The organism is Psychrobacter sp. 2Y5 (assembly GCF_051847375.1).
Taxonomy (GTDB): domain Bacteria; phylum Pseudomonadota; class Gammaproteobacteria; order Pseudomonadales; family Moraxellaceae; genus Psychrobacter.
Genome location: NZ_JBPYDA010000001.1, coordinates 1 through 17,185, shown reverse-complemented (window position 1 = coordinate 17,185; position 17,185 = coordinate 1). Strand labels below are relative to the sequence as shown.

Here is a 17,185-nt window from a genome sequence, read left to right as displayed (position 1 = left end):
GTAGATAATAGTCTATATGCGGTCTTTTAGCTGGTTATTAAAGCGTAATCGCTAGATTAGCGCTAGTTTTATGTTACAGCATTTGTAGCAGATCATTAATAGCAAAAACCATCCTCTAATCTCAGTGAACAAATCGTCACTGACTACGAGAATTTTGCTATACTTATGGCGTTTTTACTGACATTCAATCATGAGGAATACAGATGAGCCATTCTAAGTCAGGCTTTTCAATAAAAAAACAACTCAGCCGTAGTAAACAAATCGCAGGTATGACCACCACTATGGCAGGGGGGCTACGAGCCGCACAGCGTATTGGTGCCTTCAAAAATCCGCCGCGCGAAAAACTACCGCGCTATATTCAAGCGTTTTGTCGCAAAATGGCAGGCTCCTTTGGTATAAAAGTGGTCGAAGTTGAACCAGTACAGCAGCACCATGGACTTTGGGTCTCAAACCATGTGTCATGGATGGATATTCCAGTAGTAGGTACAGTCAGTCCAGCTTTCTTTTTGTCTAAGGCTGAGATAGGAGAATGGCCGGTATTCGGCAAACTTGCTTATGCTGCTGGTACCGTATTCATTCAACGCGGGTCAGGCGATGCCGGCTCAGTAGCGACACAAATCGCTGACTTTTTGCGACAAGGTTTTTCAGTGGTTTTCTTTCCAGAAGCCACCACCACTGATGGCACTAAGATTAAGCGCATTCATGGCAAGCTGCTACAAGCGGCTATAGACGCTGATGTGCCCGTACAGGCGATGGTCATCGCTTATGTCAATAAAGACGGTAGCTTAAGTAAAGACTTGCCTTATTATGGCAAGCTGACAATGAAGCAGAGTCTGAAAAAAGTGCTCGATACTAAGAATGTCACCGCTTATGTTTTGCCGCTTAAAGCTATCGATCCAGAAGGCCTTAGTAAAAGTGAGCTGACGGATTTGTTGCAAAAGCACATGCAAGAAGGACTAGCAGAACTACATACGCGAGTATTAAACTAATCGCTTACAGTGATTAATACTGTATTTTCGCCCGATGTAATGTAGAGCTTATAGTTGGAGCGAGATTAGGTAGATTGAAAACGGCAAAGGCGTTAATCATGTTGATTAGCGCCTTTTTATATGAGTTTGCAATTTCAGATTAAAACACATTTTCAATCTAAAAAGTTAGGGCGAAGGGTTAGGCTGCTGCGTATGCACCGCTTCGATGGCGGCTAATACGTCATCGCTTAAGGTTAAATTAACGCTATCGATGTTTGATTTGAGCTGCTCAATGCTCGTTGCGCCAATGATATTACTAGTGAGAAAGGGTCGCGAATTGACAAAAGCGAGCGCCATCTGCGCCATATCTAATCCCGCGTCGCTTGCAATCTTAGCATACTGCTCAGTGGCCGCTAGCGCCTGCTCATTAGTATATCTTTGGAACCTGTCATACATAGTGAGCCGTGCGCCAGCTGGCTTTTTGCCGCCCAGATATTTACCAGAGAGTACCCCAAAAGCTAGGGGTGAATAGGCGAGCAAGCCGACATTCTCGCGATGGGCAATTTCAGCCATGCCCACTTCATAGAGCCGATTGAGTAGGCTATAAGGATTCTGCACGGTAATAGGCGCGATTAAGCCGTTTTTGTCCGCTTCCCACAAGTAGCGCATCAATCCCCATGCGGTATCGTTTGAGAGTCCATAAGCACGAATACGTCCTTTTTTGATCTCGTCATTGAGCGCTTGAATGGTCTCTAAAAACGGCGTTAAGTCATCAAGTGATTGCGCTGACATCTCGCTGTCATAACCGCGTTGACCAAAGAAGTTCGACTGACGTTCTGGCCAATGCAGCTGATAGACATCAATATAGTCCGTTTGCAGACGCTTAAGATTACCATCAATGGCTTCACTAATTTGCTTGGCATTATAGCGGCTATTACCGTCTCGCAAAAAGCTCATCGGCGACATTTTACTAGCCAAAATGACTTTATCGCGCTGCTTAGTCTTAGCAAACCAAGTGCCGATAATACGCTCAGTCTCACCTTGCTTATCTTTATCAGGCGGCGAGGGATACATCTCCGCACAGTCCCAAAAGTTTACCCCTTCGGCAAGTGCTAAGTCCATTTGCGCATGGCCTTCACTTTCGTCGTTTTGCTGACCCCAAGTCATCGTTCCTAGACAAATTCTCGAGACCTTCTCATCTATTTGCGGCAGTATGTTGTATTGCATGTGCGCATCCTTATTAGTGCTTATTATTTCAAGTTGCTTGTGTAATTAGCTCAGTTGAATGCCGGTCACACCCGGCGGCGTCACTTTAAAGATTTTGACTTTAAATAGCACGTCTTGCCCGGCCAGGGGATGATTAAAATCGACCTCGATGTCATCGTCATTAATCGCACTAATAGTACCGGGCAAGGTGTTTTTACCTTTATCCTCAAACTCAACCATCATACCGACTTCAGGATTGTCAGCGACTAAGGAAAACTGCGGATGGCTAAATCGCTGAATATTATCCGGATTCCAGTCGCCAAAAGCTTGCTCAGGCTCTAGATGCGCGGTACGGGTGTCGCCCGCACGCAGGTTCATGAGTACTTGCTCAAAGCCAGGCAGCAAACTTTCATCGCCAACAGTCAGACTGACCGGTTGATCACGGTTAAAGGTGGAGTCAATCACCGTACCATTGTCTAATGACACCTCAAAATGTAGCTTGACTAAGCTGCCATGAGTGATACGAGTATCTTCATTGGGGTTAATAAATTGCGGTGAATTTTGAGAATCAGTCATAATTAAAAGCCAGTTTTAGTTAAAATATGGAATGCTGTGATCAGTTAATAAACTATAAAATGATAAGCGAAATAGTACCCCATGTAAGCGTAAATAGTGTAACGTAAAGGCGCTAAAGCAGTTATTAGATCTAGAGAGTTATGAGTCATAGAAAGTTAGTAATCATAGCCAGATAATAGAGAGTATCGTTAGCAATGGCAAATAGACAACAAGGTCGAATTACAAAGTGGCAAGATGACAAAGGCTTTGGTTTTATCGAAACCGAAGTTGGTGAGTCGCTGTTTTTTCATGTTAGTGAGTTTAAAGCGCCGCGTCGACCTGTCATCGATGAGCAAGTAGTCTTCAGTGTTGGACAAGATAAACAAGGACGCTTGCAAGCTCGTCAAGTACAAGAGCTAAGTTTTGTGCAGCAGCAAATGAGCGATAAAAACAGTCAAATCCGCAGGCGTAACTCAAAAAGAAAACAGCAAGCAGACTTTGAGGCCGGACAAACCAAACGCTTATTTTTGGGTGTTGGCTTTTATGCGGTGCTGATATTACTCGCGGTCATGGGCGATCTGAGCTGGCTCATCATGGCTTGGTATGTGGTATTAGGAATACTGACTTATATCACTTACGCCAGGGACAAAGCAGCAGCGCAAAATAACGAATGGCGTACGCCTGAATCTACTTTGCATCTATTAAGCATCCTCGGCGGCTGGGTTGGCGCTATGGTCGCCCAAACTTACTTGCGTCATAAATCGCAAAAGCCTGACTTTCGCCTCGCATATTATCTGACGGTAGTTATTAATTTAGCAGGTTTGCTATTTATTATGGCAGGCGGCGGTTTAGAAACTATTGGAAAATGGTTATAACCTTGATTCAAAGCGCTTCCAAAACTCGCTGATAAACTGCAGCATCTTCATTTGAGAAGCAGCAAAAAACGACCTCTCTAATTGGAAAGTTAGCTGAATTTGCTAGCTTGTCTTGTATATAATCTTTCACTGTATTTACCGCGACTGCGGTTGCCTTGTCGATTGGATAACCATAAACGCCCGTACTGATAGACGGAAAAGCAAGGCTAACAACCTTGTTTTCAACTGCTAACTCTAAAGAGTTTTGATAGCAGCTAGTGAGTAGTGCTTCTTCATTCTTATTGCCACCGTGCCATACTGGCCCTACGGTATGAATCACATAATCACAAGGTAACTCAAAGGCAGGGCTTATCTTCGCCTCGCCAGTGGCGCAGCCGTTTAAAGTGCGGCAATAAGCTAGCAGTTCAGGTCCAGCGGCTCGATGTATCGCGCCATCAACGCCGCCACCACCAAGCAAGCTCGAGTTGGCAGCATTGACAATAGCATCGACTGCTAGCGTAGTAATATCCGCTTGTAATATGGATAAGGTAACCGTGCGAGTAGAAGTATCAGCACTAAAACTATCAGAAACAGATACTTGCTTTTGTAGAATAGGCTTATTTTGACGCTGTGACATATCATATCCTTTTGACTATTCGGTACTGAGTTTTTATTCAATGTAAATGTTTTACTATCGTTTACTAGTATAGGGTATGGGTATAATACATTGCTACTTAACAAAATTCGCATAAACGATAAAAGGGAATTTTTTAATGATTACACTCTATAAATACACTCATCCTAGCCGCGCAGAAACGGTGGTTTGGGCATTGCAAGAGCTTGGCTTGGAATACGAGACTAAGGAGCTTGATGGTCATAAGTTCGAGCAGCGACATCCAGATTTCCTCGCGATTAACCCTTTTGGCAAGATTCCTGCGATTACTCATAAAGGTAAAAACTTCACCGAATCCTTAGCAATTATCGAATATCTAAATGATCTACATCCTGATAGACCTTTAACGCCTAGCCATGATGACGATAATTATGCTGAGAAGAACTATAAACTGCGTCAAGTTATCTCGTTTGGCATGATAGAGATTGAGAGCTATGTGTGGATCTTAACTAAGATTAAGGTGCTAGAGAATTACGAGAATTGGCCTGAGGGCACCGCTGAGAATTGTATAACCAACATTCAAAAAGCGTTGCCGATTGCTAACGACTGGTTGACTGACCAAGACTACATAGCAGGTGATAGCTTTACGCTGGCTGATATTTATTATCATCATTTATTTAATTGGTTAAAGATGTTAGGTGTTGCTTTACCTGAGTCTGCTAAGGCTTATGTAAAAAGATTGTCGGCGCGAGAGAATTTTCCTAGAAAGTAGGGGAGTAGGATTAGTTTTGGGCTAGGGTGCACTCCGCGCATCATCAAGGTTAATCTCACGACAACAAATCCCAAGCAAAAAAAAGGGCTAACATTCATTATTGTAAGCCCTTTTCTGATTATACAAAACCAAAATATTAACAATTAGACCTTAGGTTTACCTTCGCGCTTACCTTCCAAAAACAGCATATCAATAACGATGATAGCCACGCCGATACAGATCGCGATATCGGCAATATTAAAGATAGGGTAGTGCCAAACATCAGCATAGTGCACATGGATAAAATCGACCACTTTACCAAGTCTGACGCGGTCAATTAGATTGCCAATAGCGCCGCCGAGTACCATGGCGAGTCCTAACGATAACAGCTTGGCATTGCGCGGTGCTCTGATCAAATACACCAGCAAGAACAGCGCAATCACTAGCGCCAGACCCGAAAAAAACCACTTTTGCCAGCCGCCAGCATCGGCTAAAAAACTAAATGCTGCGCCATAGTTATAGGCCAATGTCCAATTCAAGAATGGCTTAATAACGGGAATCGGCTCCAAAAAATTAAGGGTAGTTTCCGCCAGCCATTTGGTCCATTGATCAATGATAATGATCGCTATCGACAGTAAATACCAAATAAAAGCACGACTGCCATTTGCCACCACTTTTGGGGTTTTGATCAACCGACTTCTAGGCGTTACTGAGTTACCTGTAGTGACGTGAGCAGGTCTCGGCGAATCATCGACTTCGTTAGTAGGACGCTCAGGCTTATCAAGCATAGTGACGCACCTCACCCGAACCTGCGACGTTAGTCACGCAGCGCGCGCACAGCTCTGGATGCTCGCTGTCAGTACCGACATCGCTACGGATGTGCCAACAGCGCACGCATTTAGTACCGTCAGCGACGTCGATAGTGACTTTTAGATCTGCTGCTGCAGCGCTTTCTTCGCTGTTACTATCACTAGCTACAGTTTGCTCAACCGTAGGTGCTTCGCTGATAGGCTTTAAGGTGGCGCTACTGGTAATCAGCACAAAACGTAGCTCATCCTTTAATTTGGTTAAGCTATCATGCATAGCGCCATCAGCATACAACGTTGCATCAGCGGCTAGATTGGCGTTCAGTAGCTTGTTGCCGCGCGCAATTTCGATGTTCTTATTGACCATGTCTTTGGCGCGCATGATATGGTGCCAATCTTCACTACTGATAGTGCTAAGCTCAAGCGCTGGGAATTCGTACCATTCTTGAGTAAAGACATAGCTGTCAGTCTCTCCACTAGCATTGCCATCCTTATTCAGCACTTCCCACGCTTCTTGCGCGGTAAAGGATAAGATAGGGGTAATCCAGCGAATCAGTGCATGAGCGATATGGTAGATCGCTGTCTGTGCTGAGCGGCGCGGTTGACCGTCCTTTTGGGTGGTGTATTGGCGATCTTTGATGATATCCAGATAAAAGCTGCCCAAGTCTTGCGAACAAAAAGCAGTGATATGCTGGGTGACTTGGTGGAAGTCCATCGCATCATAGGCACTAACAATTTGGGTTTGCACGGTTTGCGCGCGCTCGATGATGAATTTATCAATGCTGACCAGCTCATTGATATCAATGCTGTCAGTAGCTGGATTAAAGTCATCGGTATTAGCCAGCAAAAAGCGCAAGGTGTTACGAATGCGGCGGTACATGTCGATCGCGCCTTTAAATACTGTTTTGCCCGCGCTCATCTCATAGCGATAGTCGCTAGAGGCAATCCATAGGCGTAGCATATCCGCGCCGGTCTTATTGATCTCTTCTTGCGGGGTGATGATATTGCCTAATGACTTACTCATCTTGCGGCCGTTTTCGTCAACCACGAAGCCGTGTGTCAACACTTGCTTAAATGGCGGGCGCTGATACATAGCTTCTGATGTTAACAAGGAAGTCTGGAACCAACCGCGATGCTGATCGGAGCCTTCTAAATACATATCGGCAGGGTTAGTCAGCTCATCACGATGTTCAAGTACCGCAAAATGGGTGGTCCCTGAGTCAAACCAGACATCTAAAGTATCAGTAGACTTATCATAATCTACCGCCTCATCGCCTAAATAGTCCTCGGTGCTGGCGTCAAACCAAGCTTCCACGCCGCCCTCGCTGATATTTTGTGCCGCAGCTTCCATCAGCTCAAGGGTATTCGGATGTAGCTCCCCGGTCTGTTTATGCATAAAGAAGGTGATTGGCACGCCCCAAGTACGCTGACGCGAGATGCACCAGTCAGGACGTCCGGTCATCATCGACTCAATACGGTTTTGGCCCCAAGCAGGCGTCCACTGCACCTCTGGAATATCTTTTAGCGCTCGCTCGCGTAAGCCTTCCTTTTCCATGTTGATAAACCACTGCGGCGTGGCACGGAAGATAATCGGCGACTTATGACGCCAGCAGTGCGGATAGCTGTGTTCAATCTTGGTATGGCTCACCAAATGATCATTATCATGCAAAGCGGCAATAATTTTTGGATTGGCTTTGTAGATATGCTCGCCGGCAAATACTGCCGCGCTCTCTAGATAAACGCCATTACCGCCGACTGGGTTTTCGACCGGCAAGTTATATTTTAGACCGACATTATAATCGTCAAGACCATGACCCGGTGCGGTGTGTACCAGACCAGTACCACTATCAGTAGTCACATGATCACCTAAGATGATAGGCACTTGACGATCACTAATAAGCGGATGCTGAGCACGTAGACCTTCAAGCTCCTTACCTGAAACCGTAGCTAAGATACCTTGACTATCTAACTTAAGCTCAGCTAGCGCGGTTTCGACTAAGTCATGAGCTAATAGGAAATTGCCCTTTGATGTGGCTACAACCGAATAGTCATGCTCAGGATGCACTGAGATAGCTTGGTTGGCGGGCAAGGTCCAAGGCGTTGTCGTCCAGATAACCGCTGCGATAGTATCGTCTATTTTGGCTAAAGCAGGTACTTTTTCAGTATCAAGCACATCAAAGCTGACATAGATAGCGTCAGAGACCTTATCTTGATATTCCACTTCCGCTTCTGCCAGTGCCGAAGTACAGTCCAAGCACCAATTGACTGGCTTCATACCGCGAGTAACATGACCGTTTTCATAAATTTTACTTAGCGCACGGACGATATTGGCTTCCTGCGCAAAATTCATGGTCAGATAAGGGTTGTCCCAATCGCCAAAGATACCTAAACGTTTGAAATCAACTTTTTGTAGTTCGATTTGGGTGGCAGCATACTCACGGCAGAGACCACGAAACTCAGTTGCCGAGACTTTTTGGCCGACTTTTCCGACCTTTGCCTCAACTTTTTGCTCGATTGGCAAACCATGACAGTCCCAACCCGGTACGTAAGGTGCATCAAATCCTGAAAGCGTCTTCGACTTAACAATCATATCCTTGATGACTTTATTGACCGCGTGACCTAAGTGGATCTGACCGTTAGCGTAAGGAGGGCCGTCGTGCAGAATGTACTTAGTCGCCCCAGTACGTGCCTGACGAATCTTGCCGTAGACGTCGTCAGCTTCCCAAGCGGCTAACCAATCGGGCTCACGTTTGGCCAAATTGGCACGCATTGCAAAAGGGGTATCTGCTAGATTAAGGGTGTCTTTATAGTCGATAGATTCGGTCATAGTGGTTGTCTTTGTCTGGATTATATGGTGAATAAGAGGTAACCGTTAGCTAAACAGTAGCTAGAGTCTAATATGTCTAGTGGATATGCGGGTATGATTAGTAAAATCAAAGCTACCTATTATAAGATAAATAATTTACTAAAAATAGGGGAGGCAACTGTTCGGTTTAGACAGTTTTGATCGTCCTTAAAAACCCTAGTCCGCTGATATAATCAGCTGCTCTGCTAACGTCGAAAAAGGCTTGATAGAGCGCTGAAAATCTAGTCCGGCTTCTAAGTGATTTAAATGTTGATCAATTAATAAGATCAGGCGTTTTTCATCCTTGTCTGCAAGTGCTTGCACAATACCTGAATGCTCATCTTCTGCGCAATTTGAAGAACCCGCTTTGTTATACAGGCCAATAATTAACGTCGTACGCAGTGTCAGCTCATTCAAAAACTGCTCCAAAACTTTATTGCCCGCTATGATTGCTAAATGCATATGAAAAGCGCGCGACAAGCGCAGCTCTGCTGGTTTATCAGCGCGCGCATGAGCCTCGGCTTCAGCGCTTATCAAATCACGCATATCGAGAATGTCTTGTGATTGAACGTTTTTGACAGCGCTACGTGCTAGGGTGCGCTCAATAGTACGGCGAGCCTCAAACACATCACCAGCTTCTTTTGGGGTAGGGGTTGACACAAAAGCGCCACGATTCGGCTGCAACTGCACAACATGCATGGTAGCAAGGGTGGATAGAGCGCGTCTTACGTTGGCTCGATTGCAATCAAATAGATCACTAAGCATCTGCTCGCCAAGCTTAGTTCCAGCTGACAAACGCTGTTCTGATACGGCCGTAGTAATAGCGTTAATAATAATATGCTCAGGCGTATTATCAGATTCCAAGATCTTTTCTTTTGAGGTTTTTTTATTCATAGCCGCGATTATAGTGCGCCATTCGCGCCTCTACAACAAATATTATTTTATCAGTTGAATTGTTAACAATAATAGTTAACAATATTTATCAGTGTCATTATTTATTTTTGGCAACATTTTAGTTAGTCAAATGCAGACAATTGAGAGCCTTTATGAAAATTTTAGTAATGAATCCAAACTCAACCACTTCTATGACCGATAAAATCGTCGAAAGCGCTTGTCAAAAAGCCAGTGCTGGGACGACTATTATTGGTGCTTCTGGCACAGATGCGCCAGCCTCTATCCAAGGTCATCATGATGAAGCCATGTCAGTACCAGGGTTATTGGCTCGTCTCAAGCAAGCTGAAGCAGAAGGGGTCGATGGCGTTGTGGTCGCTTGTTTTGATGATCCGGGTATTGGGGCTTGCCGCGAAGTGTTTTCAGGGCCGGTTCTTGGGATTTGTGAAGCGGCGGTTAAAGCGGCAAGTATGATCTCAACTTCATTTAGCGTCGTCACTACCTTACCGCGCTCTGTGCCTGTCATTGAGGACTTAATCCATGGTTATGGTCTGTCGCATCGTTGTAGACGGGTACGCTCTGCTGAAATACCAGTGTTGGCACTTGAGGAGCCAGGTTCTGGTGCGCGTGAAAAAGTCCGCGATGAGATTTTGCGCGCGGTAACTGAGGACAACTGCGAAGCTGTGGTTCTAGGCTGTGCTGGCATGGCGGATTTGACAGAATGGTTAACCGAAGAGACGGGCGTTCCTGTCATTGATGGCGTCACTGTCGCCACTCGTATGGTTGAAGCTTTGGTCGGCTGCGGACTCAAAACCAGTAAGATCGGCGCTTATGCCAAGCCGATTCAAAGCTAAACTATGCACCATTAACGATAACCTATGCACTACTCACGATAGATAGTAATTCATTTCTCAAGGAAGGAGAACGCAATGGAAAGTATAAAAACGGCCGCTGCGACAGCAGGAATAGATACGCTGGATCATAAGGCAATTGGAGAGGAGAGCCTTGCACCGCAAACGACGCGGATTATGGGTTCATGGTCTTATTTATTTGCATGGCTTGGCGGCTGTGTCTCTATCGGTACGTTTACAGTTGGCTCAGGACTGGTCGGCACTTTAAACTTACTACAAGTAGTGCTGGCGATCACCATTGGGTGTACGGTCATTGGTGCCGCACTGATGATCAATGGTAAAGCCGGTCACAAATACGGCATACCGTTCATGGTGCAAACGCGCTCTGCGTTTGGTTTCTCAGGTAGCCGAATACCCGCTCTTGTGCGCTCAGTACCAGCGGTAGTTTGGTTCGGCTTTCAAAGCTGGATTGGCGCAGGAGCACTAAATTTAGTATCGGATACCTTGTTTGGCTATAGCAATATTGTCGTTTTCTTCTTAGGTTTTCAGTTCTTACAAATTGGTCTATCGGTTCTTGGGTTTCATGGCATCAAATGGCTTGAAAATATCGGCTCGGTGTTTATTATCTGTTCACTAGCTTATATGTTCTTTAGTGTCATTGACAAATATGGTACGACGATCTCAACCAATCTTGTCAACGTCGAGGGCAGTTGGGGTACTCCGTTTTGGGGCGCAACAATGCTGTTCTTAGGTGTTTATAGCACCATGATGCTCAACGTGTCAGACTACTCGCGTGAACTACGTAAAAACGTAGGACTATTTCGTCAAGTGGTTATCTACGCCAACTCAATTTTGCCTGCCACCTTGTTCATGGGTTTGATTGGGGTCATGGTCACTAGTGCTACAGGCGAGGTTGATCCTATTCAAGTTTTCTCAAGTGCCGTTGATAACAAGCCTTTACTAGTTATTACTATGCTATTTATCGCTTTTGCTCAAGTCACCACTAATATTCTAAACAACGTTATTCCTCCAGCTTATGCGCTGATGGATATATTTAATCTCAAATATAAAACTGCCGCTGTTATTGTCGGTCTGCTTGCTTTTTGCACTTTTCCTTGGGAGCTGGTAAAAGATGAGTCTGCCGCTGGATTAAATCTATTTATTCAAACCTATTCAGCCTTTTTGGGGCCACTATTTGCTATTTTAGTCGTTGATTATTATTTCCTTCGTAAGCAAAAGCTTGATCTAGATAAACTTTACGACAAAAATGGGCCTTATAAAGGTACCAATATGGCGGCAGTCATTGCTATGATAGTAGGTATCGTAGTTGCGCTATTGTTTTCAAGCGTCTCTTGGTACGCCAGTCTTATTCCAGCTGGGGCTGTCTACTGGATATTGATGCTAAAAATGCCAGCGGCCCAGCGTTTTATGTCGTAAACGCTTGGTAAGCTTACTTTAAAATATGTCCTAAAATATCCATGCTTATCATAACCACCACTCTTAAAAACTTTGAGCAAGGAAGAATTATGAAAATAGGTATCCCAAAAGAGATTAAAAATAACGAAAACCGTGTCGGCTTGCCTCCAAGCGCCGTTACTGTGTTGGTCAGCGACGGTCATAAGGTCTTTGTCGAATGTGACGCGGGCATGGGCTCGCACTTCACTGATGAGGATTATGAGGAAGCAGGCGCGACCATCGTCAATAGTGCTAATAAAGCTTGGGACGCCGAGCTGATCATCAAGGTCAAAGAGCCCCAGCAAGAAGAATTTAAATATCTAAACAAAGATCTGATACTGTTTACTTACTTACATCTGGCTAATGAGCCTGAGTTGGCCCAAGCGCTAGTCGATAACAAAGTCACGGCAATAGCCTATGAAACCGTACAACTGGCTGATAACTCTTTACCACTACTTACCCCTATGAGCGAGATTGCTGGACGCATGAGTACCCAAATCGGCGCGCAGTTCTTGCAGAAGTTTTATGGCGGTAAAGGGATCTTACTCGGCGGGGTGCCAGGGGTACAAAAAGGCCGCGTGACTATCATTGGCGGCGGCGTATCAGGCACGGAAGCGGCCAAAATCGCCATTGGCCTGCGAGCCGATGTGACTATCTTAGACTTAGATCCCAAGCGACTCAAAGAGCTATCCGAGATGTTCGGTAATAACGTACAGACTTTAATCTCTAATAAAGTCAACATCGCCGACAGCGTCGAAGTCAGTGATTTGGTTATTGGCGCGGTACTGATTCCAGGCGCGGCCACTCCTAAACTAGTCACAGAAGAGATGATAGAATCGATGGATGATGGCGGAGTCATTATCGATATCGCTATTGATCAGGGCGGCGTCTTTGAGACCACTGATCGCATCACTACTCATGACGATCCGACTTATATCAAGCACGGCATCGTCCATTACGCGGTAGCTAATATTCCAGGAGCGGTGCCACGTACGGCTACGATGGCTCTATCGAATGTTACCTTACCTTATATCCAAAAACTGGCCAAAAAAGGAGTTAAGCAAGCTTGTGATGAAGATGCTGCCTTTGCAAAAGGGGTGAATGCGGCGCAAGGCTATATCACTTATAAAGCGGTTGCGGAGGCGCTGGATTATGAGTATAAAGGATTAGATGAGCTGCTTAGTTAGCACTCATTATGCTACTTGTAAAGTCATAGTTTTTTGGCTTAAGCTGGGTTTTTAACCCAGCTTTTAAATTTAGCTAAGTAATTTGAATCCTTTGATGTTTAAACTAAAACACCGACGATAACCATAATCTTAACTTAAGCGACCATAGCGGCTGAATACCCGTTAACCCTTGCGTCATCTCACCGTCTTTTAAGATCACATAAGAAGGCGTGACTTGTCCTTGCCAATCTGCGAAGATCGCACCGTCTTTGTCGTTGACAGTAGTAAAATCAAAATTTTCTTGCTGCATATAATTTTGCAACTCTTGATCGGAGCCTGACTTGATAGCAATAGTTACCACCGGATAGCTATTGCTAGCGGCTAACTTATCAATAGTGGGTGAGGTAAAGCTGCACACTGGACACCAAGTACCCCAAAAATACACTAGCGTTGGCTCCTCATGACTCATCGCTGCTAAGTCTAAGGTCTGCCCTTGATAGTCCGTCAGTTGCAATTGCGGATTGGCGGGCATGACCGGTTGTCGCCAACAGTTAATGACGGTATAAATAACAATAAAAACGAGACCATAGAGTAGGGCAGTCTTTAGCACTGACCAAAGCTTTTGCTTTGGCGTTTTTTTTACTTTTAACTCGGTTTTTTTGATATCAGTCGTCATATTGCTTTCTCTGAGCCTAAAATTTAAATCACTTGCTTTTTATAGATAAAAATAAACGGCTGAAAGGTCAGCCGTTTATACAAAGTTAAGTGTTTAATTGAGCGTTTAAGATTTGAGTATAGTCAATCCCCCATAAAATAAATACAGTGCTACTGGGATGCTTTCTTTAAATGTAAGTTACGCAGCATCGAAGGAACGCAGCACGCTAGAAAAATTTATACCAGTAGCACGCTGTAATGGATATACTCCTTTTATTTAGGACTAACTTTATTTAAGACTTTTGCGCGCGATTTTGTAACGGATCGCCTAATAGTACGCTGCCTGAGTTTTCGCGGCGCTCTTCATCGCTGAGCTTGCTCGCTGAAATCTTTGACTTACGCTTCCACTTTAGGCTAAATAAGTCATCACGGCGATCGAGCAAATTATGTACGGAGCCTTCATTACGCACATGAATGAGCTTGTCTAAGTTCAAGTCTGAGAAGAACACCATTTCTGTATTAGCGGTCGTTTCGGCCATGATAGCGTCGTGCGGGAAGGCAAAGTCAGAAGGCGAAAAGATGGAGGACTGCGCATACTGAATATCTAAGCTCTCAACTTGTGGCAGGTTACCGACTGAACCGCAAATCATCACATAACACTCATTTTCAATCGCGCGGGCTTGTGCGCAATGACGGACGCGTAAATAGCCATTTTGAGTGTCAGTCCAAAAAGGCACAAACAAGATATCCATGTCATCTAGTGCCATGAGACGCGCCAGCTCTGGGAACTCAACGTCGTAACAAACCAAAATGCCAACGCGGCCTGCGTCGGTATCGAACACTTTGACCTCATCGCCGCCCTCAATAACCCAAGCGCTACGCTCATGCGGGGTGATATGAATCTTGCGTTGCTCCTCGACCGTTCCATCGCGGCGGCACAAGTAGCTGACGTTGTAGAGTGTATCGTTTTCATCGAGTAGCGGCATAGAGCCACTAATGACATTGACATTATACGTCACTGCTAAATGAGAGATTTCATTCTTAAACCATTCGGTATAATCTGCCAAAAAGCGAATCGCAACGTTTTGGTCGGTCGACTCGCACAGCCCCATCAACGGTGCGTTAAAGAACTCAGGCAGACAGGCAAAGTCAGAGTTATAATCCGCCATGATATCGACGAAGAACTCGACTTGTTGTAGTAGCTCTTCAGGCGACTCGACCTCACGCATCTGCCATTGAATACCGCCAATACGCACCTCAGACTTACGGGTGTTCGGCTTGTACTCTTTGGGCTCGTAGTAGATATTGGCCCACTCAAGTAGCGTTGCAAAGCCTTTGGACTGCTTATCGTCAGGTAGATAGCCGGTCAAAATACGCTTGACAATAAAGCCGTTAGACAGCTGAAAAGAGAGCGCAGGATCATGAATCTCGCGCGACTCAACGGCGTCAATATACTCGCCTGGCGTCAAGTCCTGATGGTCATAGTATTTGGGAATACGGCCACCGGCTAAGATAGAGCGAAAGTTCATCTGCCGGCATAGCTCTTTACGCGCATCATAGAGACGTCGGCCCAAACGATAGCCGCGGTATTCAGGATCGATAAGCGCGTCCAAACCGTATACAGCATCGCCTTCAGGATCGTCTTTTATGATCTCTCTATGACCGATTAGATCATCATAAGTATGCGGGTTCGAAAACTTGGCATAATCAACGCGCATCGATAGCACCATGCCGATCAGCTGATCATGGTCAAATAAAGCAATTTGGCCTTCAGGAAAAGCATCGATCAAAGTATGGATCGTGGTCTTTGACCAAGCGCCGCCTAAGTTGATGTAGACACGATCCATAAGCTCTTTGACTTGTGGATAGTCTTTTTTCTTAATCTCAGCAATCGTTAGGTGAAAGTCGTCTAGTTTTTCTATCTTACTCATGAGTATCCTGTATTGGCGATTAGCCATAATAGTTAGAAAGTCGTTATGTTTCGCGCAGATTCTTATGCTGTGGCATAACAAAATCTGGTTTAAGGATTATGCTATAGAGAATTAAATGACGATAAAAGATAATATTCAGTGCGTAACACTTATGTTACAATAGCTAACAATAACAATTACTTGTAATATAGGTTTTGGCTTTTATCATCGTTATATCTGCTGCAAATTTTGCTTGTCATCATACCATTTCAGCGAAGCTTTGTTAGTGACTACGAGTAATCGCCATGGTCATTGCTGGTTTTGACTAAAACTCTAAAAAATAAAACTTAGTCGCTCAGTATATGCAGTAGCTTTTATGGTTCGCTATTATTGGTTTTATCAGAGCATGTCGATGACTAAAGCGTGTTGATGATTGTTCATTTCACTACGTCGTTTGCTAATACCATAAACGATCTTTAGGATTATTATGTATGACTTTGCCCTCAAACAATGCTGATATGGTGCAAGCCTTAGACAAAATCGCAGAGACGACCCTGATACGGCTAGTATATGTGAGTAGTCTGACGTTTAGCTCACGGTTGAAGGCCTCGATATTTGATGAAGTAGAAGCTCATGCGCGCAATTATAATAAACAACAAAGCATCACTGGTATCTTATGTTATGGCAATGCTCACTTTTTACAATGCATAGAGGGTGAAAAGGCAAAGGTCTTAGCCTTACAGCAGCGTATCTTTACGGATAAGCGTCATAAAAACGTCAAGATACTGATGCTAGAAACGATCGATCAGCGTCTGTTTATCGATTGGCGCATGCGCTTACTATTTTTGGAGCGTTGGCTGTGGTCACCGGCGACGAAACAGCAGGCGATGAAACTATCTCCTTTTTTGCCTTTTGCACCTCAGGGTTGGAGTGTTGAACGTACTGAGCATTTTTTACAAGTGATTAAGAACTTTGAGACTCCGCCGCATATCAAAGTCGCTGGGATTACTTATAACGCTTTGGGTAATATGATCAAATACATTGCCGCACCGCATCAGGCTTTCTTAGTCGTGCAAGGGTTTTTGGCAATGTTGCTTTTGATAGCACTATATTTATTGAGTCTTTAAGTTAGTTCTGGTGGCTCAAAACTTTAGCCCAGCATCTTCTGTAAATGAATAGCTAAGTTAAAAACAGTACCTTATAGTCTTTATGGTATAGAAGCTTAAATCACTCATATAGCATATAAACTATGATGCATAAAAAAGACGCTAGACTAAAAGTTTAGCGTCTTTTTTTACTAGAGTTTTAGAATGAATAAAGCCTACTACATATCGAAAATCTTACCACGATTCATAATATTATTAGGATCAAAGACCTTTTTGACCTCGCGCAAATAGTCAATCTCAAGGGCGCTACGGCTATATTCTAGATAAGGCTTCTTAGTCATCCCTACACCATGCTCAGCCGATACCGAGCCACCGTATTTTTGTACCGTCTCGAACACATATTTATTAACGATTTGACACTCGCGAAAGAAGTCATCTTTGCTCATGTTCTCAGGCTTTAAGATATTAAGATGTAAATTCCCATCGCCGATATGCCCAAACCAACACACTTCAAAATCAGGATAGTTGCTACTGACAATCGCATCAATCTCTTC

The 17,185-nt window shown here is 44.5% G+C and carries 16 protein-coding genes; 7 read left to right on the top strand and 9 right to left on the bottom strand.

Annotated elements, in window-relative coordinates; all coding sequences use genetic code 11:
• Positions 1-203 precede the first annotated feature (203 nt).
• Positions 204-989 (top strand): lysophospholipid acyltransferase family protein, encoded by a 786-nt coding sequence (locus ACS8E3_RS00080; protein ID WP_439239947.1) that lies wholly within the window; start codon positions 204-206, stop codon positions 987-989.
• Positions 990-1,154: 165 nt separating this feature from the next.
• Here ACS8E3_RS00080 and ACS8E3_RS00075 read toward each other — a convergent pair whose 3' ends face one another.
• Positions 1,155-2,195, bottom strand: a complete 1,041-nt coding sequence (locus ACS8E3_RS00075) for an aldo/keto reductase (protein WP_439239945.1) — start codon at positions 2,193-2,195, stop codon at positions 1,155-1,157.
• 45 nt (positions 2,196-2,240) lie between these two features.
• Positions 2,241-2,750 (bottom strand): FKBP-type peptidyl-prolyl cis-trans isomerase, encoded by a 510-nt coding sequence (locus tag ACS8E3_RS00070; protein WP_439239943.1) that lies wholly within the window; start codon positions 2,748-2,750, stop codon positions 2,241-2,243.
• Positions 2,751-2,944: 194 nt separating this feature from the next.
• On the opposite strand from ACS8E3_RS00070, the gene ACS8E3_RS00065 reads away from it, so the two are divergent.
• Positions 2,945-3,604 (top strand): DUF1294 domain-containing protein, encoded by a 660-nt coding sequence (locus tag ACS8E3_RS00065; RefSeq protein ID WP_439239941.1) that lies wholly within the window; start codon positions 2,945-2,947, stop codon positions 3,602-3,604.
• 7 nt (positions 3,605-3,611) lie between these two features.
• Here the strand turns inward: ACS8E3_RS00065 and ACS8E3_RS00060 are convergent, their stop codons facing one another.
• Positions 3,612-4,220, bottom strand: a complete 609-nt coding sequence (locus ACS8E3_RS00060; protein ID WP_439239939.1) for an O-acetyl-ADP-ribose deacetylase — start codon at positions 4,218-4,220, stop codon at positions 3,612-3,614.
• 136 nt (positions 4,221-4,356) lie between these two features.
• On the opposite strand from ACS8E3_RS00060, the gene ACS8E3_RS00055 reads away from it, so the two are divergent.
• Positions 4,357-4,968, top strand: coding sequence for a glutathione S-transferase family protein (locus tag ACS8E3_RS00055; protein WP_439239937.1), 612 nt, complete (start codon positions 4,357-4,359; stop codon positions 4,966-4,968).
• 143 nt (positions 4,969-5,111) lie between these two features.
• Here the strand turns inward: ACS8E3_RS00055 and lspA are convergent, their stop codons facing one another.
• The 3 genes from lspA to ACS8E3_RS00040 form a co-directional block, all read right to left on the bottom strand.
• Positions 5,112-5,735 (bottom strand): signal peptidase II, encoded by a 624-nt coding sequence (gene lspA, locus ACS8E3_RS00050; RefSeq protein WP_439239935.1) that lies wholly within the window; start codon positions 5,733-5,735, stop codon positions 5,112-5,114.
• Positions 5,728-8,580: an isoleucine--tRNA ligase gene (gene ileS, locus ACS8E3_RS00045; RefSeq protein WP_439239933.1), complete on the bottom strand. Its 2,853-nt coding sequence runs from the start codon at positions 8,578-8,580 to the stop codon at positions 5,728-5,730. Before ileS ends, lspA begins: the two co-directional genes overlap by 8 nt.
• A gap of 195 nt (positions 8,581-8,775) precedes the next feature.
• The gene (locus ACS8E3_RS00040; RefSeq protein ID WP_439239931.1) at positions 8,776-9,492 is read right to left on the bottom strand and encodes a GntR family transcriptional regulator; all 717 of its coding nucleotides are present in this window, start codon (positions 9,490-9,492) and stop codon (positions 8,776-8,778) included.
• 152 nt (positions 9,493-9,644) lie between these two features.
• On the opposite strand from ACS8E3_RS00040, the gene ACS8E3_RS00035 reads away from it, so the two are divergent.
• From ACS8E3_RS00035 to ald, 3 genes are all read left to right on the top strand, one after another.
• Positions 9,645-10,343, top strand: a complete 699-nt coding sequence (locus ACS8E3_RS00035; protein ID WP_439239929.1) for an aspartate/glutamate racemase family protein — start codon at positions 9,645-9,647, stop codon at positions 10,341-10,343.
• A gap of 75 nt (positions 10,344-10,418) precedes the next feature.
• Entirely contained in the window at positions 10,419-11,777 is a 1,359-nt protein-coding gene (locus ACS8E3_RS00030) for an NCS1 family transporter (RefSeq protein WP_439239927.1), read from the top strand.
• Between the two features lie 89 nt (positions 11,778-11,866).
• Positions 11,867-12,982 carry an alanine dehydrogenase gene (gene ald, locus ACS8E3_RS00025; protein ID WP_439239925.1) on the top strand — a complete coding sequence of 372 codons (1,116 nt, stop codon included), beginning with the start codon at positions 11,867-11,869 and terminating at the stop codon, positions 12,980-12,982.
• A 103-nt stretch (positions 12,983-13,085) separates the two neighbouring features.
• On the opposite strand, the gene ACS8E3_RS00020 is transcribed toward ald, so the two are convergent.
• Together ACS8E3_RS00020 and ACS8E3_RS00015 are read right to left on the bottom strand one after the other, a co-directional pair.
• Positions 13,086-13,637: a protein disulfide oxidoreductase gene (locus ACS8E3_RS00020; protein ID WP_439239923.1), complete on the bottom strand. Its 552-nt coding sequence runs from the start codon at positions 13,635-13,637 to the stop codon at positions 13,086-13,088.
• A gap of 271 nt (positions 13,638-13,908) precedes the next feature.
• Positions 13,909-15,546: a carbon-nitrogen hydrolase family protein gene (locus tag ACS8E3_RS00015; RefSeq protein ID WP_439239921.1), complete on the bottom strand. Its 1,638-nt coding sequence runs from the start codon at positions 15,544-15,546 to the stop codon at positions 13,909-13,911.
• Positions 15,547-16,016: 470 nt separating this feature from the next.
• Between ACS8E3_RS00015 and ACS8E3_RS00010 the strand changes: the two genes are divergently transcribed.
• Positions 16,017-16,652 (top strand): BLUF domain-containing protein, encoded by a 636-nt coding sequence (locus ACS8E3_RS00010; RefSeq protein WP_439239919.1) that lies wholly within the window; start codon positions 16,017-16,019, stop codon positions 16,650-16,652.
• Between the two features lie 197 nt (positions 16,653-16,849).
• Here the strand turns inward: ACS8E3_RS00010 and ACS8E3_RS00005 are convergent.
• Positions 16,850-17,185 (bottom strand): FAD-linked oxidase C-terminal domain-containing protein (locus tag ACS8E3_RS00005; RefSeq protein WP_439239917.1); only part of this gene is annotated, 336 nt, incomplete at its 5' end.